Annotated in this window: 18 protein-coding genes; 4 read left to right on the top strand and 14 right to left on the bottom strand. The window is 71.1% G+C overall.

Features of this window, described 5'->3' with window-relative positions; translation table 11 throughout:
* Window positions 1-466: GntR family transcriptional regulator (locus tag ACVNF4_RS19390; protein WP_461804107.1), on the bottom strand; the 466-nt coding region annotated here is incomplete at its 3' end.
* Here ACVNF4_RS19390 and ACVNF4_RS19395 point away from each other — a divergent pair.
* On the top strand, window positions 465-1385 hold the full coding sequence (locus tag ACVNF4_RS19395; RefSeq protein ID WP_461804108.1) for a DMT family transporter: 921 nt from the start codon (window positions 465-467) through the stop codon (window positions 1383-1385). The two genes, ACVNF4_RS19390 and ACVNF4_RS19395, sit on opposite strands and share 2 nt — an antisense overlap.
* A gap of 21 nt (window positions 1386-1406) precedes the next feature.
* Here the strand turns inward: ACVNF4_RS19395 and ACVNF4_RS19400 are convergent, their stop codons facing one another.
* Complete coding sequence (locus ACVNF4_RS19400; RefSeq protein ID WP_461804109.1) at window positions 1407-2648, bottom strand: glycoside hydrolase family 10 protein; 1242 nt, start codon at window positions 2646-2648, stop codon at window positions 1407-1409.
* Window positions 2649-2779: 131 nt separating this feature from the next.
* On the opposite strand from ACVNF4_RS19400, the gene ACVNF4_RS19405 reads away from it, so the two are divergent.
* Together ACVNF4_RS19405 and ACVNF4_RS19410 are read left to right on the top strand one after the other, a co-directional pair.
* On the top strand, window positions 2780-3640 hold the full coding sequence (locus tag ACVNF4_RS19405) for a 3-hydroxybutyryl-CoA dehydrogenase (protein WP_461804110.1): 861 nt from the start codon (window positions 2780-2782) through the stop codon (window positions 3638-3640).
* A gap of 204 nt (window positions 3641-3844) precedes the next feature.
* The gene (locus ACVNF4_RS19410; RefSeq protein WP_461804111.1) at window positions 3845-4102 is read left to right on the top strand and encodes a hypothetical protein; all 258 of its coding nucleotides are present in this window, start codon (window positions 3845-3847) and stop codon (window positions 4100-4102) included.
* 17 nt (window positions 4103-4119) lie between these two features.
* Here the strand turns inward: ACVNF4_RS19410 and ACVNF4_RS19415 are convergent, their stop codons facing one another.
* From ACVNF4_RS19415 to infC, 10 genes are all read right to left on the bottom strand, one after another.
* Window positions 4120-4650: an NUDIX hydrolase gene (locus ACVNF4_RS19415; RefSeq protein WP_461804112.1), complete on the bottom strand. Its 531-nt coding sequence runs from the start codon at window positions 4648-4650 to the stop codon at window positions 4120-4122.
* A gap of 143 nt (window positions 4651-4793) precedes the next feature.
* The gene (locus tag ACVNF4_RS19420; RefSeq protein WP_461804113.1) at window positions 4794-6134 is read right to left on the bottom strand and encodes a transcriptional regulator; all 1341 of its coding nucleotides are present in this window, start codon (window positions 6132-6134) and stop codon (window positions 4794-4796) included.
* A gap of 188 nt (window positions 6135-6322) precedes the next feature.
* Window positions 6323-7312, bottom strand: coding sequence for a PP2C family protein-serine/threonine phosphatase (locus tag ACVNF4_RS19425; RefSeq protein WP_461804114.1), 990 nt, complete (start codon window positions 7310-7312; stop codon window positions 6323-6325).
* A gap of 139 nt (window positions 7313-7451) precedes the next feature.
* Window positions 7452-9962: a phenylalanine--tRNA ligase subunit beta gene (gene pheT / locus ACVNF4_RS19430; RefSeq protein ID WP_461804115.1), complete on the bottom strand. Its 2511-nt coding sequence runs from the start codon at window positions 9960-9962 to the stop codon at window positions 7452-7454.
* Complete coding sequence (pheS, locus tag ACVNF4_RS19435; protein WP_461804116.1) at window positions 9962-11083, bottom strand: phenylalanine--tRNA ligase subunit alpha; 1122 nt, start codon at window positions 11081-11083, stop codon at window positions 9962-9964. Before pheS ends, pheT begins: the two co-directional genes overlap by 1 nt.
* Before the next feature lie 127 nt (window positions 11084-11210).
* A complete protein-coding gene (locus ACVNF4_RS19440) occupies window positions 11211-12317 on the bottom strand; it encodes a sensor histidine kinase (protein ID WP_461804117.1) in 1107 nt (368 codons plus the stop codon).
* A 64-nt stretch (window positions 12318-12381) separates the two neighbouring features.
* The gene (locus tag ACVNF4_RS19445; RefSeq protein ID WP_461804118.1) at window positions 12382-13215 is read right to left on the bottom strand and encodes a TrmH family RNA methyltransferase; all 834 of its coding nucleotides are present in this window, start codon (window positions 13213-13215) and stop codon (window positions 12382-12384) included.
* A gap of 81 nt (window positions 13216-13296) precedes the next feature.
* Window positions 13297-13680: a 50S ribosomal protein L20 gene (rplT, locus tag ACVNF4_RS19450; protein WP_461804119.1), complete on the bottom strand. Its 384-nt coding sequence runs from the start codon at window positions 13678-13680 to the stop codon at window positions 13297-13299.
* Between the two features lie 100 nt (window positions 13681-13780).
* Window positions 13781-13975 carry a 50S ribosomal protein L35 gene (gene rpmI / locus ACVNF4_RS19455; protein WP_003977225.1) on the bottom strand — a complete coding sequence of 65 codons (195 nt, stop codon included), beginning with the start codon at window positions 13973-13975 and terminating at the stop codon, window positions 13781-13783.
* Window positions 13976-14086: 111 nt separating this feature from the next.
* Entirely contained in the window at window positions 14087-14788 is a 702-nt protein-coding gene (infC, locus tag ACVNF4_RS19460) for a translation initiation factor IF-3 (RefSeq protein ID WP_461804122.1), read from the bottom strand.
* A gap of 398 nt (window positions 14789-15186) precedes the next feature.
* Between infC and ACVNF4_RS19465 the strand changes: the two genes are divergently transcribed.
* Window positions 15187-15531: a DUF1844 domain-containing protein gene (locus tag ACVNF4_RS19465; protein ID WP_461804120.1), complete on the top strand. Its 345-nt coding sequence runs from the start codon at window positions 15187-15189 to the stop codon at window positions 15529-15531.
* Here ACVNF4_RS19465 and ACVNF4_RS19470 read toward each other — a convergent pair.
* Together ACVNF4_RS19470 and mycP are read right to left on the bottom strand one after the other, a co-directional pair.
* Window positions 15522-16313: an SseB family protein gene (locus ACVNF4_RS19470; protein ID WP_461804121.1), complete on the bottom strand. Its 792-nt coding sequence runs from the start codon at window positions 16311-16313 to the stop codon at window positions 15522-15524. The genes ACVNF4_RS19465 and ACVNF4_RS19470 overlap by 10 nt on opposite strands.
* A 99-nt stretch (window positions 16314-16412) precedes the next feature.
* A complete protein-coding gene (mycP, locus tag ACVNF4_RS19475; protein ID WP_461804123.1) occupies window positions 16413-17600 on the bottom strand; it encodes a type VII secretion-associated serine protease mycosin in 1188 nt (395 codons plus the stop codon).
* Window positions 17601-17690: the final 90 nt, after the last annotated feature.

Genomic DNA, 17690 nt, shown 5'->3' on the forward strand with positions numbered 1-17690 from the left:
CCTCCAGCGGAGGCCGCCCCCAGGCCCCCGGCCTGCGGCCCGCCCGCGCCAGCGCCGCCGACATCGCGTGCTCCGGCTGGAGGGAGGGGTGCAGATAGCCGCCGTTGAACTCGATGACACCGGGCGGGGGGACGGCCAGCGAGACGGTGACACCGGTCGCGTCGACAGATCGGGGAACAAGCCCCTCGGCACCGTCCGCACTCAGCGCGACCTCCTGCCACGAGGTGTCCGCGGGGGTCGCCGGCGCCGTCCGCCGCTCCCCCGCACGGAACGCCCCCGCGCCCGGCCGGGTCACCACAAGCCCCTCGGCGACAAGTTGCCCGATGGCCCGGGAGACGGTGACAGGACTGACCTTGAACCGGTCCACCAGAGCCCGACTGGACGGCAGCTTTCCACCAGGAGAGTAGCGGTCGAGTTCACTTCGCAGCTTGGCGGCGAGGTCGGTGACGCTGCTACGCTCGTACATGAAGACAGAGAATAGCGCTATCGTGCGGACCCGGATAGCGGTGCCCGGCGCCCCCGCCCCCCGCCCCGGCTTCGGCACCCTCCAAGCCGCCCTCGGCGTCATCGCGTTCTCCCTCACCTTCCCCGCCACCGCCTGGGGCCTGGAGAGCTTCGGGCCCTGGTCGCTCGTCGCTGTGCGGTCCGTGCTCGCGGCGGTCGTCGCGGGCGGGTGTCTGCTGGCGCTGCGGGTGCCGGTGCCGGAGCGGCGGCACTGGGCCGGGATCGGGGTCGTCGCGCTGGGCGTGGTGATCGGGTACCCGCTGCTGACGACCCTCGCGCTCCAGACGTCGTCCACCGCGCACGCGGCCGTCGTCGTGGGCCTGTTGCCGCTGACGACGGCCCTGTTCTCGGCGTTGCGGACGGGGGTGCGGCCCTCGCGGACGTTCTGGGTGGCGGCCGGGGCGGGGGCGGTCGCGGTGGCCGGGTTCACGGTGGCGCAGAGCGGTGGGGAGCTGACCGGGGCGGACGCGTATCTGTTCGGGGCGCTGGTGGTGTGCGCCGCCGGGTACACCGAGGGCGGGCGGCTCGCGCGGGCCATGCCGGGGTGGCAGGTGATCGGGTGGGCGCTGGTGCTGTGCCTGCCGCTCACGGTGGCCGTCGGGGCGGTGGCGCTGGCGCACGAGGGCATCGAGCCGAACGCGCGGGGCATCGCCGGAGTGCTGTGGGTCGCCGCCGGGTCCCAGTTCCTGGGGCTGGTCGTCTGGTACCGGGGCATGGCCGCGATCGGCATCCCCAAGGCCAGCCAGCTCCAACTCGCCCAGCCGCTGCTCACCCTCGTCTGGTCGGTCCTCCTCCTCGGCGAACCCCTCACCCTCGCGGCCCCGCTCACCGCCGTCGCGGTCCTGGTCTGCATCGCGGTCACCCAACGCGCGCGAAGCTGACGGCTCACCCCACGGCTGCACCTACTTCACGTTCGCGTTCCTCTTGGTGTAGTGGTCCGCGACCACCTTCGCGAACGCCCCGATCGGATCCCCCTTCACCTCCCGCGCCGCGAAGAACACGTGCCCCTTCACCTCGGGGTACCTGTCGGCCAGCGTGAGGTGCTTGGAGAGTTCGGCGGGGTCCTGCCAGGCGGCGGGCTGTGCCGGGTCGCCCGCCTTGTAGAGGGCCTCGCCGATGTGGAGGCGGGTGCGGCTGCCCTTGGCGACGGCCGCCCACCAGGGGATCAGCTTCGCGTAGTCGGCGGCGGGGAAGCCGATGTTCCAGTACACCTGCGGGACGACGTAGTCGAGCCACCCTTCCCGCACCCACTTCCGGGTGTCCGCGAAGTTGTCGTCGTAGGACTGCGCGGAACGCGTGTCGGAGCCGAGCGGGTCGTTCGACTTGTTGCGCCACACCCCGAAGGGGCTGATGCCGAAGGCGGTGCCGGGGCGGGTCTTCTTGATCCGGACGGCCATGTCGTGGACGAAGCCGTCGACGTTGTGCCGGCGCCAGGCGGCCCGGTCGGGGAAGCCGGCGCCGTGCTTCGCGTACGCCGCGTCGTCGTCGAAGGTCTGTCCGGCGACCGGGTAGGGGTAGAAGTAGTCGTCGAAGTGGACGGCGTCGAGCGGGTAGCGGCGCACGGCGTCGAGGATGGCCGTCCGCACGAACGTCCGCACCTCCGGCAGCCCGGGGTTGTAGTACATGCGTCCGCCGTAGGTGACGACCCAGTCGGGGTGGACACGCGCCGGGTGGTTTGCGACGAGCTTCTTCGGGTCCGCGTGGTTGGCGATCCTGAACGGGTTGAACCAGGCGTGCAGTTGAAGCCCCCGCGCCCGCGCCTCCCGCACGGCCGTCCCCAGCGGGTCCCACCCCGGATCCTTGCCCTGCGTCCCGGTGAGGACGGCGGACCAGGGCTCGTAGGGGGACGGCCACAGCGCGTCGGCGGTGGGCCGCACCTGGAGGATCACCGTGTTGAGCTTGGAGCGGACCGCGAGGTCGAGCCAGGAGATCAGCTCGGCGCGCTGCTGCTTCGCGGTGAGCCCGGCCTTGGAGGGGAAGTCCCGGTTGGCGACGGTCGCGAGCCACATGCCCCGCATCTCGCGCGCCCCCGCCTCCCCGTACGTCCCGGTGTCGACACGCGTCGCCGCCGAGGCCGTCGCCGTCGCCCCCGCGACCACCGAGAACGCCGCGAGCGTGAACGCCCGCCGGGTCAGTCGCCCCATAGCAGAACCCCTTTGAAACGCGGTGTGCGGATTGTCTCGGGGCTCAGCATGCCCGACCCCGGCGATCGATCATCGATACTTGCTAGTAACGTGCACGTTCGGAGCAGGATCAGCACAGCGAGAGGATTCACGTGACCGACATCGAACGCGTCGGAGTGGTCGGCTGCGGTCAGATGGGCGCCGGCATCGCCGAGGTCTGCGCCCGCGCCGGGCTCGACGTGAAGGTCGCGGAGACGACCGGTGAGGCCCTGGAGTTCGGCCGCACCCGGCTGCTCACCTCCCTGGCGAAGGGCGCCGAGCGCGGCAAGATCACCGAGGCGGAGCGGGACGCCGCGCAGGCCCGCCTCAGCTTCACCACCGACCTCGGCGAGTTCGCCGACCGGGACCTCGTCATCGAGGCGGTCGTCGAGAACGAGCAGGTGAAGACGGAGATCTTCCAGGTCCTGGACCAGGTCGTGACCCGCCCGGACGCGATCCTCGCCTCCAACACCTCCTCCATCCCGTTGGTCAAGCTCGCCGTCGCCACCTCCCGCCCGGACCACGTGATCGGCATCCACTTCTTCAACCCGGCCCCGGTCCAGAAGCTCGTCGAGCTGATCCCGGCGCTCACCACCTCCGAGGGCACCCTCTCCCGCGCCCAGCTCTTCGCCGAGAAGCTCCTCGGCAAGCACGCGATCCGCGCCCAGGACCGCTCAGGCTTCGTCGTCAACGCGCTGCTGATCCCCTACCTCCTCTCCGCGATCCGGATGTTCGAGACGGGCATCGCGAGCCGCGAGGACATCGACAACGGCATGGAGCTGGGCTGCGCCCACCCGATGGGCCCGCTGAAGCTGTCGGACCTGATCGGCCTGGACACGGTCGCGTCCGTCGCGCACTCGATGTACGAGGAGTACAAGGAGCCCCTGTACGCCGCTCCCCCGCTGCTCGCGCGCATGGTCGACGCGGGCCGGCTGGGCCGGAAGTCCGGGGCGGGCTTCTACACCTACGGCTGACCACGCACCGTCACCGGTATCGGGCCCGGCGCTCTTCGGAGCGCCGGGCCCGCGGCATTCACACACCGTGTGCGCGCCGGGCCCGCATATGCCCGCCGCGCACTCTCCCCACGCGCCCACCAGGCGAGTTCACTTTTCATGCGCATACAAGGGACGGCGTTCCACTACGGACCATCACGGATCATCGCGGAGAGGAGTGGAGAGGTGACCGGCGATCCGGCACATCCCACGAAGACCGAAGAACTCGCAGAGTTACGGCGCCGACTCGACGTGGCCTACGCCCGCGTCGAGGGAGGACTGGCGCTGCTCAACCATCGCACGGAGGAGACCGCCAAGGAGCTGGACCAGCTGAGCACGCGGATAGTCACCCTCGAACACCGTCGCTGGCCGCTTCCCTCACTCGCGGCGATCACCTCCGTCGGTGCGCTGGTGGCCACCTTGTGGGAGCGGATGGGACGTTGACCGTCCCGGCCGGCTGACTAGCCGAGCCTGAGGTGATGCAGCAGCATCAGGGCGGCGGCCATGTTGGCGGCCGGGACCTCACCCCGGGCGACCATGTCGGGGACGAGTTTGAGCGGGACCCACTCCCTGCGGTCCGACTCGAAGTCGTCGACAGGGTGTCCGACGTACTCCCCCTCGTCCGACCAGTAGATGTGATGCCGGGCGTCGGTGAGGCCGTTGGACGGCTCCACGGTCATCAGGTGGTGCAGGGGTCCCGGCCGCCAGCCGGTCTCCTCCTCCAGCTCACGCGCCGCCGCGTACGCGACGTCCTCGCCGTCCTCGACGACGCCTGCCGCGAGTTCCCACCCCCAGCTGTCCGTGATGAAGCGGTGCCGCCACAGGAGCAGCACCTCGTTCGCCTCGTTGACCACCGTCGCGACCGCGACCGGGCGCAGCCTGATGAGGAAGTGGTCCAGGTGCCGGCCGTCGGGCAGTTCCACGTCCGCGAGATTGACGCTGAACCACCGGTTCGAGTAGACGGCCTGTTCGTTTTTTTTCGTCCACTGCACGGTTCTGCCACCTTCCGTCGGGTAAGGGGCAATATCGCAGCAGGGGATGATTGCTTGGGGGGCGCACGGAAGGTCGGGGTGGCGCCACGCGGGGAGCATGCGCCCCCTTCGTGCGGCTTCCCCGCTTCGCGCCGAACACTCTCCTAGAGCGGGACTCTCAGCGAACCGTCGATCAGTTCCGCGGCCTCGGCCGTCCCGGCGCCGCCGCTGCGCGCGAGGTGTTCGCGGACCTCGCGGAGCCGGTCGCGCAGCCGCTGGGACTCCATGCCCCGCGCCTGCTCGGCCATCTCGACGGCCGTGACCACCGCTTTGTCCGCGTTGCCCTGCCGCAGCTCGATCGTGGACAGCATGGCCAGCCGGTGGACGCGGCCCCGGTCGTGGGCCGGGGTGTCGACGGCCGCGGCGGCGTGCTCGGCGGCGGCCGTGATGTCACCGAGGCTCAGCAGGGCCTCCGCGACCTGGACGTTGACCAGACCCGGCTGGACATAGCCCGTCTCGTCGGGTTCGTGACCCCGCCGGATCCGGTCGGCCGCCGTCTCCGCGCGCCGGATGCAGGAGACCGCGCTCGTGCCGTCACCGAGGTGCGCGTACGCCTTGGCCTGCATCGCGTACAGGTCCGAGGCGAGAGCGGGCGTGATGTGCCGGCCCGCCGTCCGCAGGGCCGCCTCCGCGAACGCCACCGCCTGCCGGAACTCCCGCATGAACAGGGCCTGGTTGACGAGCAGCACGATGACGTAGGCGCCAAGTCCCCGGTCCCCGCTCGCCTTCGCCAGCCGCAGCGCCTGGTGGAAGTAGCGCTGCGCGAGGCCGTGCGCGTCCGAGTCGTACGCGCAGATCCCGGCGATCGCCACCAACCCGCCGGTGGCGCGGTGCAGTTGGCGGCCCGTCGCGTCCGTGTAGCCGCCCCTCAGGAGGGGGGCCGCCTCCGCGTTCAGGAAGCCGACGATCCTGGAGCGCGTCGCGACGCCGCCCGCCTTGCGGTACATCTGCTCGTAGTGCGCGCGGGCCGCCCGCAGCATCTCGATGTCCCCCGGCGTCACGCGGTGCCGGCCGCCCCGGGAGACGTCCACGTCCTCCGGCGGGTTCTCCCACTCCCACACCGGCATCACCGCGGGGGTACCGGTGACCGCAGGAGCGCCCAGGATGTGGGGGCGCTGCTGTTCGTCCGAGCGCCACAGGGCGGTTGCTCGTTCCACGAAGCCGGAGAGGGTGCCGGAGTGGGGGGCGCTCGGCTCCCCCGGGACGCCGAGACCGATGTCGTCCAGCGTCACCGGGCGGTGCAGGCGGGTCGCCAGGACCTCGCAGATCAGGTCCGGGACCTGGCCTCTCGGGCGCTGGCCCTTCAACCAGCGGGCCACCGCGGTGTGTTCGTAACGCAGGGCCAGTCCGCGTTTGCGCCCCGCCAGGTTGACGTGTGCGGCCAGGCCCGCGTGGGAGATGCCGGCTTCGTCGAGGATGGCGTCGAGGAGGGTGTTGGGCTGCATGGGTGCCCCCGGTTGTGGCTCGGTGGGGACAGCGTAGTGGGGGTGGGTTCACACGGGGTGTGAAGGGAGCGCTCGCATTCGAGGGGTGCGCTCGGTGTTCGGGCGGAGGGGTGGGGCGGTTCACTGGTCTGCCTCCGGCCGGGACGCCGGCTCCCCCTTGAAGTGGCGTTCCCGGTCGGAGGGTTCGACTAAGGATGGGGGGCGAAGGGTGTGATGTCGGGTGCGGGTTCTATGTGGCTGGTCGCGCCCCGCGGCGGAGCCGCTGATAGATGCTGCCCCGCGCCCCTAAAGGCGTTGCCGTCACGCCTGTTGCACAGTGCTAGGAGTGCTGCGTCATCCGTCGGCCTTCCCGCCGCGTGTCTCAGCAGGTCCGACATGACCACCGCGACCAACTCCCCTGGTGAACCACCGTGTTCAGCCGCCGCCCGCTCCAGCATGTACGGCAGCGGGAAGAAGCGGCCCCTTCTGTCCCTCGCGTCCTCCGCGCCGTCCGTGAAAAGGACCATGGACTCACCGGCCAGGAGGAATCCGTGCTCCGTCGCCAGGTCGGCCGGCAACGGGAGCGCGCCCAACGGCGGCAGAGGATCGGCCCTCGACAAGGGAAGAACCCTGGACCCCGTGATCAAGTACGGCCACGGGTGCCCGCAGTTGAGGGCGAGGACACCTCCGTCCACCCCGATCTCCAGCAACAGGACCGTGACGAACTCCTCCTCCCGCTCCCCGAGATGCCGCGTGAACGTGCGCTCCAAGCGCCGCAGCACACCCCCGAGGTCGGGCTCGTCGTGGACGGCCTCGCGGAACCCCCCGAGCAGCGCGGCCACCGTGCCGAGCGCGGCGAGTCCGTGTCCCCGGACGTCGCCGATGACGACCCGCACCCCGAACTCCGTGCCGATGACGTCGTACAGGTCCCCGCCCACCGAGGCGCCCCGCTCGGCGGAGACCTGGACGGCGGCGACCCCGAGCCCCTCCACGCGAGGCGGCAGTGGCCGCAGCAGCACGCTCTGCGCGACCCCGGCGACCCACCGGGCCTGCCGCAACTCCCGGTGCAGGTGCAGCACGGCGCCGCCCCCGACGACCAGCACCATCGCCCCGCCCAGCAGCGGACACACCGCCTGATACGCACTCACCAACATCACGGGCGCGGCGACCCACCCCAACGACCGCCTGATGCCGAACATCCCTGACGGCCCCCCATCTAGGCCAGGAAAGAAAACAGACCGGCCCCGAGAGGCCGGTCTGCATTCTGTCGGCGGGACAGCCGGAGGGGGCTGTCGTGCCCGCACTTGTCACCCGGACGAGTGAAGGTCCTTTTCGGGCTCAGCCCCGCAGGACCGCCCCCGACCTCTCCCCGGCCAGCGCCACAGCCGCATCCCGCGCGGCCGAGGCCTCGTCGACCGTCAGCGTCCGGTCCAGGGCCCGGAACCGCAGCGCGTAGGCCAACGACTTCCGCCCCTCCCCCAACTGCTCGGCGTTCTCGTACACGTCGAACAGCCGGATGGACTCCAGCAGTTCACCCGCGCCCTCGCGCAACGCCGACTCCACCTCGGCGGCGGGCACACCGGCGTCGACGACCAGCGCGACGTCCTGAGTCGCGACCGGGAACGACGAGATCCGGGGCGCCTCGGGAGTGTCGTTCCCGGCCAACTCCACGGCGTCCAGGTCGAGTTCCATCGCGGCGGTGCGGGCGGGCAGCCCAAGTGCCTTGACGACACGGGGGTGCAGCTCACCGGCGTGTCCGACGACGGTCTCGACGCCGTCCACGACGACCACGAACTCGGCGCACCGGCCGGGGTGCCACGGCCCGTACTGCCCCTGCCGGACCAGCACTTCGGCCCCGGCCTCCCGCGCCACCGCGCGACCCGCCTCGACGGCGTCGGCCCAGTCGGCGGGACGGCCCTTGCCCCACCAGCCGGCCTGCTCCCGCGCACCGGCGAGAACGACGGCGACATGGCGCGGCTGGACGGGAATGGCCGCGTCGAGGGACGCCAGCTCCGCGTCCGACGGCCGCCGGTCCACCGGGAACACCGGCGCGACGGTCCGCTCCGCGCGGGGGTGGAAGACCAACCCCGTCTCGAACAGGGCGAGATCGTGCGACCCCCGCCCGTCGTTGCGCCGCAGCGCGCCGAGCAGCCCCGGCAGCAGCGACGTCCGCAGCGCGGGCTCCGCGTCGTTGAGGGGGTTGGTGAGCTTGACGACCCGGCGGTCGGGGTCGTCCGCGTCCAGCAACAGCTGGTCGAAGACCTGCTCGGCGACGAACGGGTAGGACGGCGCCTCGACGTACCCGGCACCGGCCAGCGCACGCCCCACCCGGCGGTGGAGGCGCTGGCGGGCGGTGAGACCGCGCCCGGCGGGCGGCTTGGGCAGCGTGGAGGGCAGGTTCTCGTACCCCTCCAGCCGGATGACCTCCTCCGCGAGGTCGTTCGGCGCGGCGAGGTCGGGCCGCCAGGACGGCACGGTGACGATCAGCTCGTCCTGCCCGTACACGTCGCAGCCGACCTCCTGGAGACGACGGACGACGGTCTCGCGGCCGTAGACGACACCCGCGACCTTGTCGGGGTGGTCGGCGGACAGCGCGATGGTGTGCGGCGCCGAGGGCGCGATGACCTCGGTGACACCGGCCTCGGCGGTGCCGCCCGCGAGGAGGACCAGGAGGTCCACGGCGCGCTGGGCGGCGGCGGGCGCGGCCTTGGGGTCGACGCCGCGCTCGTAGCGGCGGGACGCCTCGGAGGACAGCTTGTGCCGGCGGGCGGTGCGCGCGATGGCGACCGCGTCGAAGTGGGCGGCCTCGATCACGACGTCCGTCGTGCCCTGGCCCTCCTCGTGGTCGGCGATCTCCGTGTCGGCGCCGCCCATGACCCCGGCGAGGCCGATGGGCCCGCGCTCGTCGGTGATGACGAGGTCCTCGGCGTCGAGGGTGCGCTCGGTGCCGTCGAGGGTCTTGAGCTTCTCGCCCCGCTCGGCCCGGCGGACACCGATCGTGCCCTGGACGAGGGTGCGGTCGTACGCGTGGAGGGGCTGGCCCAGCTCCATCATCACGTAGTTCGTGACGTCCACGGCGAGGGAGATCGGGCGGACGCCGACCTTCTGGAGGCGCCGCTTGAGCCAGATCGGGGAGCGCGCCTCGGGGCTGAGGCCGGTCACCGTGCGCGCGGTGAAGCGGTCGCAGGCGAAGGGGTCGGCGACCTGGACGGGGTAGCCGTACGCGTTCGGGCCCGGCACGTCGAGAAGCGCCGGGTCGCGCAGCGGCAGGCCGTACGCGATGGCCGTCTCGCGGGCGACACCGCGGATGGACAGGCAGTCGCCGCGGTTGGCGGTGACGGCGATGTCGAGGACCTCGTCGACCAGTTCGAGCAGCTCGATGGCGTCCTTGCCGACCTCGGTCTCGGGCGGCAGGACGATGATGCCCTTCGTACCGTCGTCGCCCATGCCCAGCTCGTCGCTGGAGCAGATCATGCCGTGGGACGTCCTGCCGTAGGTCTTGCGCGCGGCGATCGCGAAGTCGCCGGGCAGGACCGCGCCGGGCAGGACGACGACGACCTTGTCGCCGACGGCGAAGTTCCGGGCGCCGCAGACGATCTCCTGCGGCTCACCGGTGCCGTTGGCGGTGCCCACGTTGACGGTGCAGAAGCGGATCGGCTTCTTGAAGCCCTCCAGCTCCTCGATGGTGAGGACCTGACCGACGACGAGGGGACCCTTGAGACCCTCACCGAGCTGCTCGACGGTCTCGACCTCAAGTCCTGCGGAGACGAGCTTGGCCTGGACGTCACGGCCGGTCTCGGTGGCGGGGAGATCGACGTACTCCCGCAGCCAGGAAAGCGGGATACGCATCAGATCTCACTCCCGAACGGCCGGGTGAAACGGACGTCACCCTCGACCATGTCTCGCATGTCTTCGACGTTGTGGCGGAACATCAGCATACGTTCGATGCCGAACCCGAAGGCGAACCCGCTGTACTTCTCGGGGTCGACCCCGCAGGCGACGAGCACCTTGGGGTTGACCATGCCGCAGCCGCCCAGCTCGATCCAGCCCTCGCTGGAGCAGGTCCGGCAGGGGCGGTCGGGGTTGCCGACGGACTCGCCCTTGCAGACGTAGCAGACCATGTCCATCTCGGCGGACGGCTCGGTGAACGGGAAGAAGTTCGGCCGCAGCCGGGTCTTCATGTCCGGTCCGAACAGGGAGCGGACCATGTGGTCCAGGGTGCCCTTGAGGTCGGCCATGGTGAGGCCCTCGTCGACCGCGAGCAGCTCGACCTGGCGGAAGACCGGGGTGTGCGTGGCGTCCAGTTCGTCCGTGCGGTAGACGACGCCGGGGCAGATCACGTACACCGGCAGGTCGCGGTCCATGAGGGAGCGGATCTGCACGGGCGAGGTGTGGGTGCGCAGCACGAGACCGGAGTCGGCGGTGCCGTCGGGGGCCTCGACGAAGAAGGTGTCCTGCTCGCCGCGCGCGGGGTGGTCGGCGCCGATGTTGAGGGCGTCGAAGTTGAACCACTCGGCCTCGACCTGCGGGCCCTCGGCGACCTCGTAGCCCATCGCGACGAAGACGTCCTCGATGCGCTCCGACAGCGTCGTCAGGGGGTGGCGGGCGCCGGCCGGGATCCGGTCGTACGGCAGCGTGACGTCGACGGCCTCCTCGACGAGGACCCGCGTGTCGCGCTCGGCCTCCAGCTCGGTCTGGCGGGCGGCGAGGGCCTTGTTCACGGCGCCCCGGGCCTGTCCGACGAGCTTGCCCGCGGCGGCTTTGGCCTGCGGGGGCAGTGCGCCGATCTCGCGGTTGGCCAGCGCCAGCGGGGAGGTGCCGCCGGTGTGGGCGACCTTGGCCTCCTGGAGCGCGTCGAGGGAGTCGGCGGCGGTGAAGGCGGCGAGCGCCTCGTCCCGCATACGCTCGACTTCTTCCGGTTTCAACGCCTCGACCTCTACTGGGTCGTACGACTTATTCGGTGCCGACATCTCTTCCCGTACTTCCGGTTGGCTGGCTGGAGGTCCCCGTGACCGGCGCGACGCGCTCCATGGGACACAAAGGTGCCAAAGGCCGAGTCTAACGGGGCGTGGATGTTCGAACGCGCCCGTGGCCCGCCTAGCTGAGGTAAGCAGGCGCTGCCACGGGCAACGTAAATCGGAACTGCGCGCCGCCCTCGGGGGCGCGGCCGACGGTGATGACGCCGCCGTGGGCCTCGACGATGCCCTTGACGATGTAGAGCCCGAGGCCCGTGCCGCCGCGCTTGCTGCCCCGCCAGAAGCGGGTGAAGACGCGGTTCATGGACTCCTCCGGGATACCCGCCCCTTCGTCGCTCACGGTGACCGACGTGCCCGTGCCCTCCCCTTCGCGGGGGGACGCGGCGGACGTGACGTCTATCGTGACGGTTCCCTCACCGTGGCGCACGGCGTTTTCGATGAGGTTGCTGAGCACCTGGTCGACCTTGTCGGGGTCGGCCCACAGGGCGGGCAGCGGCTGCCCGATGCGCAGCAGGAACCGGTCGGCGGGCTGCCCGGCGGCGACGTACGCCTGGATGTGCCGGCCGACGGCGGCCCCCATGTCGACGGGCTGACGGCGGACCTCAAGACGCCCCGAGTCGATCCTCGAAATGTCGAGGAGCTCGGCGATGAGGCGGGTGACGCGGTCGGCGTCTGCGTCGACGGTCTCCAGCATCAGGCGCTTCTGGTCGTCGGTGAAGCGCTCCCACTTCGCGAGGAGCGTCGCGGTGAAGCCCTTGACGGAGGTGAGGGGGGAGCGCAGTTCGTGGGCGACGGTCGCGATCAGCTCGGCGTGGGAGCGCTCGGTGCGGCGCCGGGCCTCGGTGTCGCGCAGGCAGACGACGACCTGGCGCACAGGTCCCGCGGGGCGTTCGCGGACGTAGGTGGCGGAGACGAGGAACTCGCGTCCGCCGGGCAGGAGGAGGTTGCGTTCGGGTTGTCGTACCCGGGTGGCGAGGCCGCCGTAGGGGTCGGTGAGCTGCCACCAGCGGCGGCCGTCCAGATCCTCCAGGGGAAGCGCTTTCTCCAGCGGTCTGCCGAGGACGTCCGCCGCGGCGGTCCCAGTCATCCGCCGCGCCGCGGCGTTGAAGCAGACGACCAGGCCGTTCTCGTCGGCGACCACCAGGCCGTCCGGCAGTTCGTCCGGCCCCATCCCGGGCGGCCACCAGGCCCTTCGGGCTTCCGGTGTACCGCTCGTGACCGCACTCATCCTCGTACCCCACCTCCCACGACGAGGACCCCCGAGCACGTCACCCTACTAGTCCCTGCCGGGACTAGCTGTCGGTGACGCTGCGGCACCCTCCTGGCGCGCGCTGTGCACGGGCTGACGCATACAGACATACGGCGGCGGCGGTGGCCAGGTTCAGACTTTCCGCCTTTCCGTGGATCGGGACACGGACGACGGCGTCGGCGAGCGCCCGCGTCTCCTCGGGGAGCCCCCACGCCTCGTTGCCGAACACCCAGGCCGTGGGCCCGCCCATGGTCCCCTGGTCCAGCTCGGCGTCGAGGTCGTCCTGACCCGCCCCGTCGGCGGCGAGGATCCGCACCCCGGCGGCCTTCAGCCCCGCCACGGCCGTCTCGACCGGCACCCCGACCGCGACGGGCAGGTGGAACAGCGAACCGACGGACGCGCGCACCGCCTTCGGGTTGTACAGGTCGACCGACGCATCGGTCAGGACGACCGCCTCGGCGCCGGCGGCGTCCGCGCACCGCAGCACCGTCCCGGCGTTCCCGGGGTCCCGCACGTGCGCGAGCACGGCGACGAGCTTCGGGCGTGCGGCGAGGATCTCCTCGAAGGGGGTGTCGAGGAACCGGCAGATCCCGACGAGTCCCTGAGGGGTGACGGTCGTGGAGATGTCGGCGATGACCTGCTCGTCGGCGAGGTGCACCCGCGCACCGGCGTCCCTGGCCTCCCCCACGACGTCCGCGTACCGCTCCGCGGCCTCGGCCGTCGCGAACAGCTCGACGAGCGTCCCCTTCGCCGCCTCCCGCACCGCCTGCGGCCCCTCCGCGAGGAACAGCCGCTCCTTGCTCCGGAAGTTCCGCTTGGCGAGGCGCCGCGCGGCGGAGACCCGGGGGGAGCGGGGGGAGATGAGGTCGGGGGTCATGAGGTCTCTTTCAGGCGGTTCACGTCAACAAAACGGACCCGCAGGTAGTCCCGCGGGTCCGTACAGTCAGGCTCTGAATGCTCAGGCGACCTTGGGGGCGTTCACGTCCGCCGGGAGCGCCTTCTGGGCCACCTCGACGAGCGCGGCGAACGCGTTCGCGTCGTTCACGGCCAGCTCGGCGAGGATCTTGCGGTCGACCTCGACGTTCGCGGCCTTCAGACCCTGGATGAAGCGGTTGTAGGTGATGCCGTTGGCGCGGGCAGCGGCGTTGATGCGCTGGATCCACAGCTGACGGAAGTCGCCCTTGCGCTTCTTGCGGTCGTTGTAGTTGTAGACCAGCGAGTGGGTGACCTGCTCCTTGGCCTTGCGGTACAGGCGCGAACGCTGACCACGGTAGCCGGAGGCCTGCTCCAGGATCGCCCGGCGCTTCTTGTGGGCGTTGACTGCCCGCTTGACGCGTGCCACTTTTTAACTCCTTGTAGCGGGGCCGTGGTTGGACTCACACGACCCGAAATCGAATAGGTCCCGGTGAAGGCGTGAAGCGCTTGTGGTCAAGCGCTTCACGTCACTTGCCGAGAAGCTTCTTGATCTTCGCGGCGTCGCCCGGGGCCATCTCGGCGTTGCCGGTGAGGCGACGCGTCACGCGGGACGACTTGTGCTCAAGAAGGTGGCGCTTGCCGGCGCGCTCGCGCAGCACCTTGCCGGAGCCGGTGATCTTGAAGCGCTTGCTGGCACCGCTGTGCGACTTGTTCTTCGGCATAGCGCCGTACTCTCCTCGTCGGTGGCGCTCCGGTGCCCGGTCGTGAAACCGGGCACGGGGTGGAGCGTCGTTGTTCTGTCGGTTCGACCCAGGGGACTCGCGTCCCTCGGATCACGCCTCGGCGGGAGCCTCGGCAGGGGTCTCGACGACCTCGGCGACCTCAGCGGACTCGTCCAGCTCGGCGGGCTCGTCCGACTCGCTGTCCGCCAGGTCCAGCGGGTTCTGCGAGCGGCCGGGGTTGGCCTTCGCGTCCGCCTTGCGGGCTTCCTGCGCCTGACGTGCCTCGGCCATCGCCTCGGTCTTCTTCTTGTGCGGACCGAGAACCATGATCATGTTCCGGCCGTCCTGCTTCGGGTTCGACTCGATGAACCCGAGCTCCTCGACGTCCGAAGCGAGTCGCTGGAGCAGCCGGTAGCCCAGCTCGGGCCGGGACTGCTCGCGACCACGGAACATGATCGTGATCTTGACCTTGTCGCCCTGCTTGAGGAACCGGACGACGTGACCCTTCTTGGTGTCGTAGTCGTGCGGGTCGATCTTCGGCCGGAGCTTCATCTCCTTGATGACCGTGTGCGCCTGGTTCTTGCGCGCCTCACGGGCCTTCATGGCCGACTCGTACTTGAACTTCCCGTAGTCCATGAGCTTGCAGACCGGCGGGCGCGCGTTCGCCGCGACCTCGACCAAGTCCAGGTCGTACTCCTGCGCAAGCTCCAGTGCCTTGGCCAGCGGGACGATACCCACCTGCTCGCCACTGGGACCGACAAGTCGCACCTCGGGAACGCGAATCCGGTCGTTGATGCGGGGCTCGACGCTGATGAGTCCTCCTCGGTTGCACCACGCGACTCCCTGGATCGAGCGCCGCGTAACGTCTGTCTCTTCAAGACTTTCAACCACGTCGGAGACAAAAAAATGCCCCGAACGATCACATGCGGGGTTCCTCGAACTACCGGAACACCGCCGCGAGGATCGCGGGGCGTACTCATCGGACGGCGGCGCCCCCACGAGGGGCGGCCGTCTGACCGGTGACCCGCCGCCCCTGGGGGGTGGTCGGGTGGGAGTTCGAAGCCTCCACTTGTGGGCCAGGCACAGTTGTGTCCAGCCGGTCGTTCCACGAGATTAACAGTTCGCGTCGGTGCTGGCCAATCCGGGCGCAATGGGGGACCCTGCGGGGTCCCTGCGGGGTCCCTGCGGGGGCGGCGCCTATCGTGTCCCCCATGAGTGACACCCCCGACTTCAACGAAATGACCCGCGACATCGCCGAGGTCCCCGCCGTCGAGGTCATCGTGACGGTCGCCGTCAATCTCATGAGCGCAGCAGCCGTCAAGCTGGGGCTCACCGAGGAGGGCGAGAAGTTCAAGGATCTCGACGAGGCGCGGAAGCTGATCGCTGCGCTGGCGGGGCTGCTGGACGCGTCCGCTACGGAGATCAGCAGTTTTCATGCAGCGCCGCTGCGGGACGGGCTGAAGTCGCTTCAGCTGGCGTTCCGGGAGGCTTCTCTGGTGCCGGATGAGGTCGGGCAGGGGCCCGGGGAGAAGTACACCGGGCCTGTTTACGGCTGAGAGGGCTGAGTTTCGGCCGACTGCCGGTGGGGGCTGGTCGCGCAGTTCCCCGCGCCCCTAAAAAACAACGGCTCGCCTGACGGCGTCGTCCCAGTCGGCAGCAGCGCCAGGTCCAGTCCCCGTACCAGGCGAGCCCTGAGCGTCTCGTCCGCCGCCAAGCGCTCCGCGACCGCCTTCGCCGCCTGCGTCGGGACGACGTCCTCCGCCAGCACCAGCGCCAGAGTGCCGTCGGACTCCCCCGGGCCCAGGTACGCACGCTCGACCCCCTCCTCCGCCGCCACCGCTGCCCGCACTGCCTCCCGTACCGCCGGGTCCTCCAGCGGGTCCGTCGTCGTGCGGCCCTCTGCCAGGGCCAGCAGTACCTGGCCGGACAGTTCGAAGGGGACCGGGCCCGCCAGGTCCAGGACTACCGTGTCCGCCTTCTCGTGGGCGGCGGCCTGGAGGGCTTGGTGGAGGGGGACGGCTACTGGGCGGGCCGTGGGGTCCCAGAGGGCCAGGGAATGCGTGGAGGTGAAGGCGGGGAGGGCCTTGCGGGGGCCGGCCTTGAGGGTAGGGACGGCCATGTCGCTGGTCTTCTCGCGGCGGAGCCCGTTCCCGTCCTCCTCCACCTCGCCGAGGACGGCGACGATGGGGACCAGGAGGCGGGCGCCCTTCAGGGCCGCGAGGACCGGAGGGAGGGCCGTACGGTCCTTCGACCATGCGGCGAGCGCGGCGGACAGGGCCGGGTCGGCGCTGCCGTCGTCGTCGGAGTAGCCGGGGTCGGGAATGTTCTTGTTCGCCACGGTCACCGACCCTATCGGGGGGATGCCGCCGGCGTCGTACCGAGGAGGGGTCTGTGCGGGAGCTGAGGACGGCGATGGCGGATTGCAGCTCGCACCTCTCTAGATCGTCCGCCGTCTCCCCCGCCACAGCACCACCGACGCCACCAGCAGGACCCCGCCCGCGCCGCCCGCGAGGGGGCCTGCCCAGTCGGAGGCGGTCTGGTCGGTGTGCTCCTTGTCGGGGCCCGTGCCGAAGTACTCCTTGCCGTAGGACTGGGAGGCCAGGCCCTCGGGCTTGAGTTTCGTGGCGGCCTTGATCGCGGCGGCGGGGTCGATGAAGCCGTAGCCGCGGGAGTCGTCACGGCCCCCTGTGGGGGAGTTGCGGGCCGTGGTTTCCAGGAGGGTTTTGATCTGGGGCGGGGTGAGGCCGGGGTGGGCGGCCTTGATGAGGGCGACGGCGCCGGAGACGAAGGCCGCCGCGGCGCTCGTGCCCCAGCCCTCGTAGTACTTGTGGTCCGGGTCGGCGATGACGACGTCGACGCCGGGCGCGCTGACCGTGGCGTACCAGCGGCGGGTGGAGAAGGAGGCGCGGACGCCGTACTTGTCGACGGCCGTCGCGGCGATGACGCCGGGGTAGGCGGCCGGGTACGAGATGTGGTCGCCCTTGTCGCCGCCGTTGCCCGCGGACGCGACGACGACGGAGCCCTTCTTCAGCGCGTACTGGACGGCCTCGTCCTCGGCGGGCTCGGGGTGCGCGGAGGCGGAGTCGTCGCCGAGGGAGAGGTTGATGACGTCGGCGCCCTGGTCGGCGGCCCAGCGGATGCCTTCCGCGAGGGCGTTGCCGCGGGTGTTGCGGGCGCGGGTGCGGGCGGGGTCGCCGTCCTCCAGGATCACGCGGACGGGGAGGATCTTCGCCTCCGGGGCGATGCCGAGGACGCCGTCGCCGTTGTCGTACCCGTGCCCGTGGCCCGCGATGATCCCGGCCATCGCGGTGCCGTGCCGGGCCCAGGCGCGTTCGCCGGGGACCGCGCCGAAGCCGACGAGGTCCTTCGTGGGCAGGACGTTGCCCGTCAGGTCCGGGTGGTCCGCCTCGACCCCGGTGTCCAGGACCGCGACGGTGATCCCGGCCCCCTTCGTCGTCCGCCACGCCTCCTGCGTGTGCATCGCCTCCAGCGCCCACTGCTGGCCGCGTATCCCGTCCGCGTAGGCGGCGGTCGGGGGGACGAGGGCGACGGCGGCGGCGAGGAGACAGCCGAGGACGGCGGCTCGGCAGGTTGTGCGGTGGCGGGTGGTGAGGGGGGGTGTCATGGCGGGGTGGGGTGGGTCGGTGGCTTCGGGGGCGGGGAGGCTGGGCGCGGCGGCCGGCCCCGGAGGCATGCCGGCTTCGGGGGCGGGGCG

This window comes from Streptomyces sp. S6 (assembly GCF_054880855.1).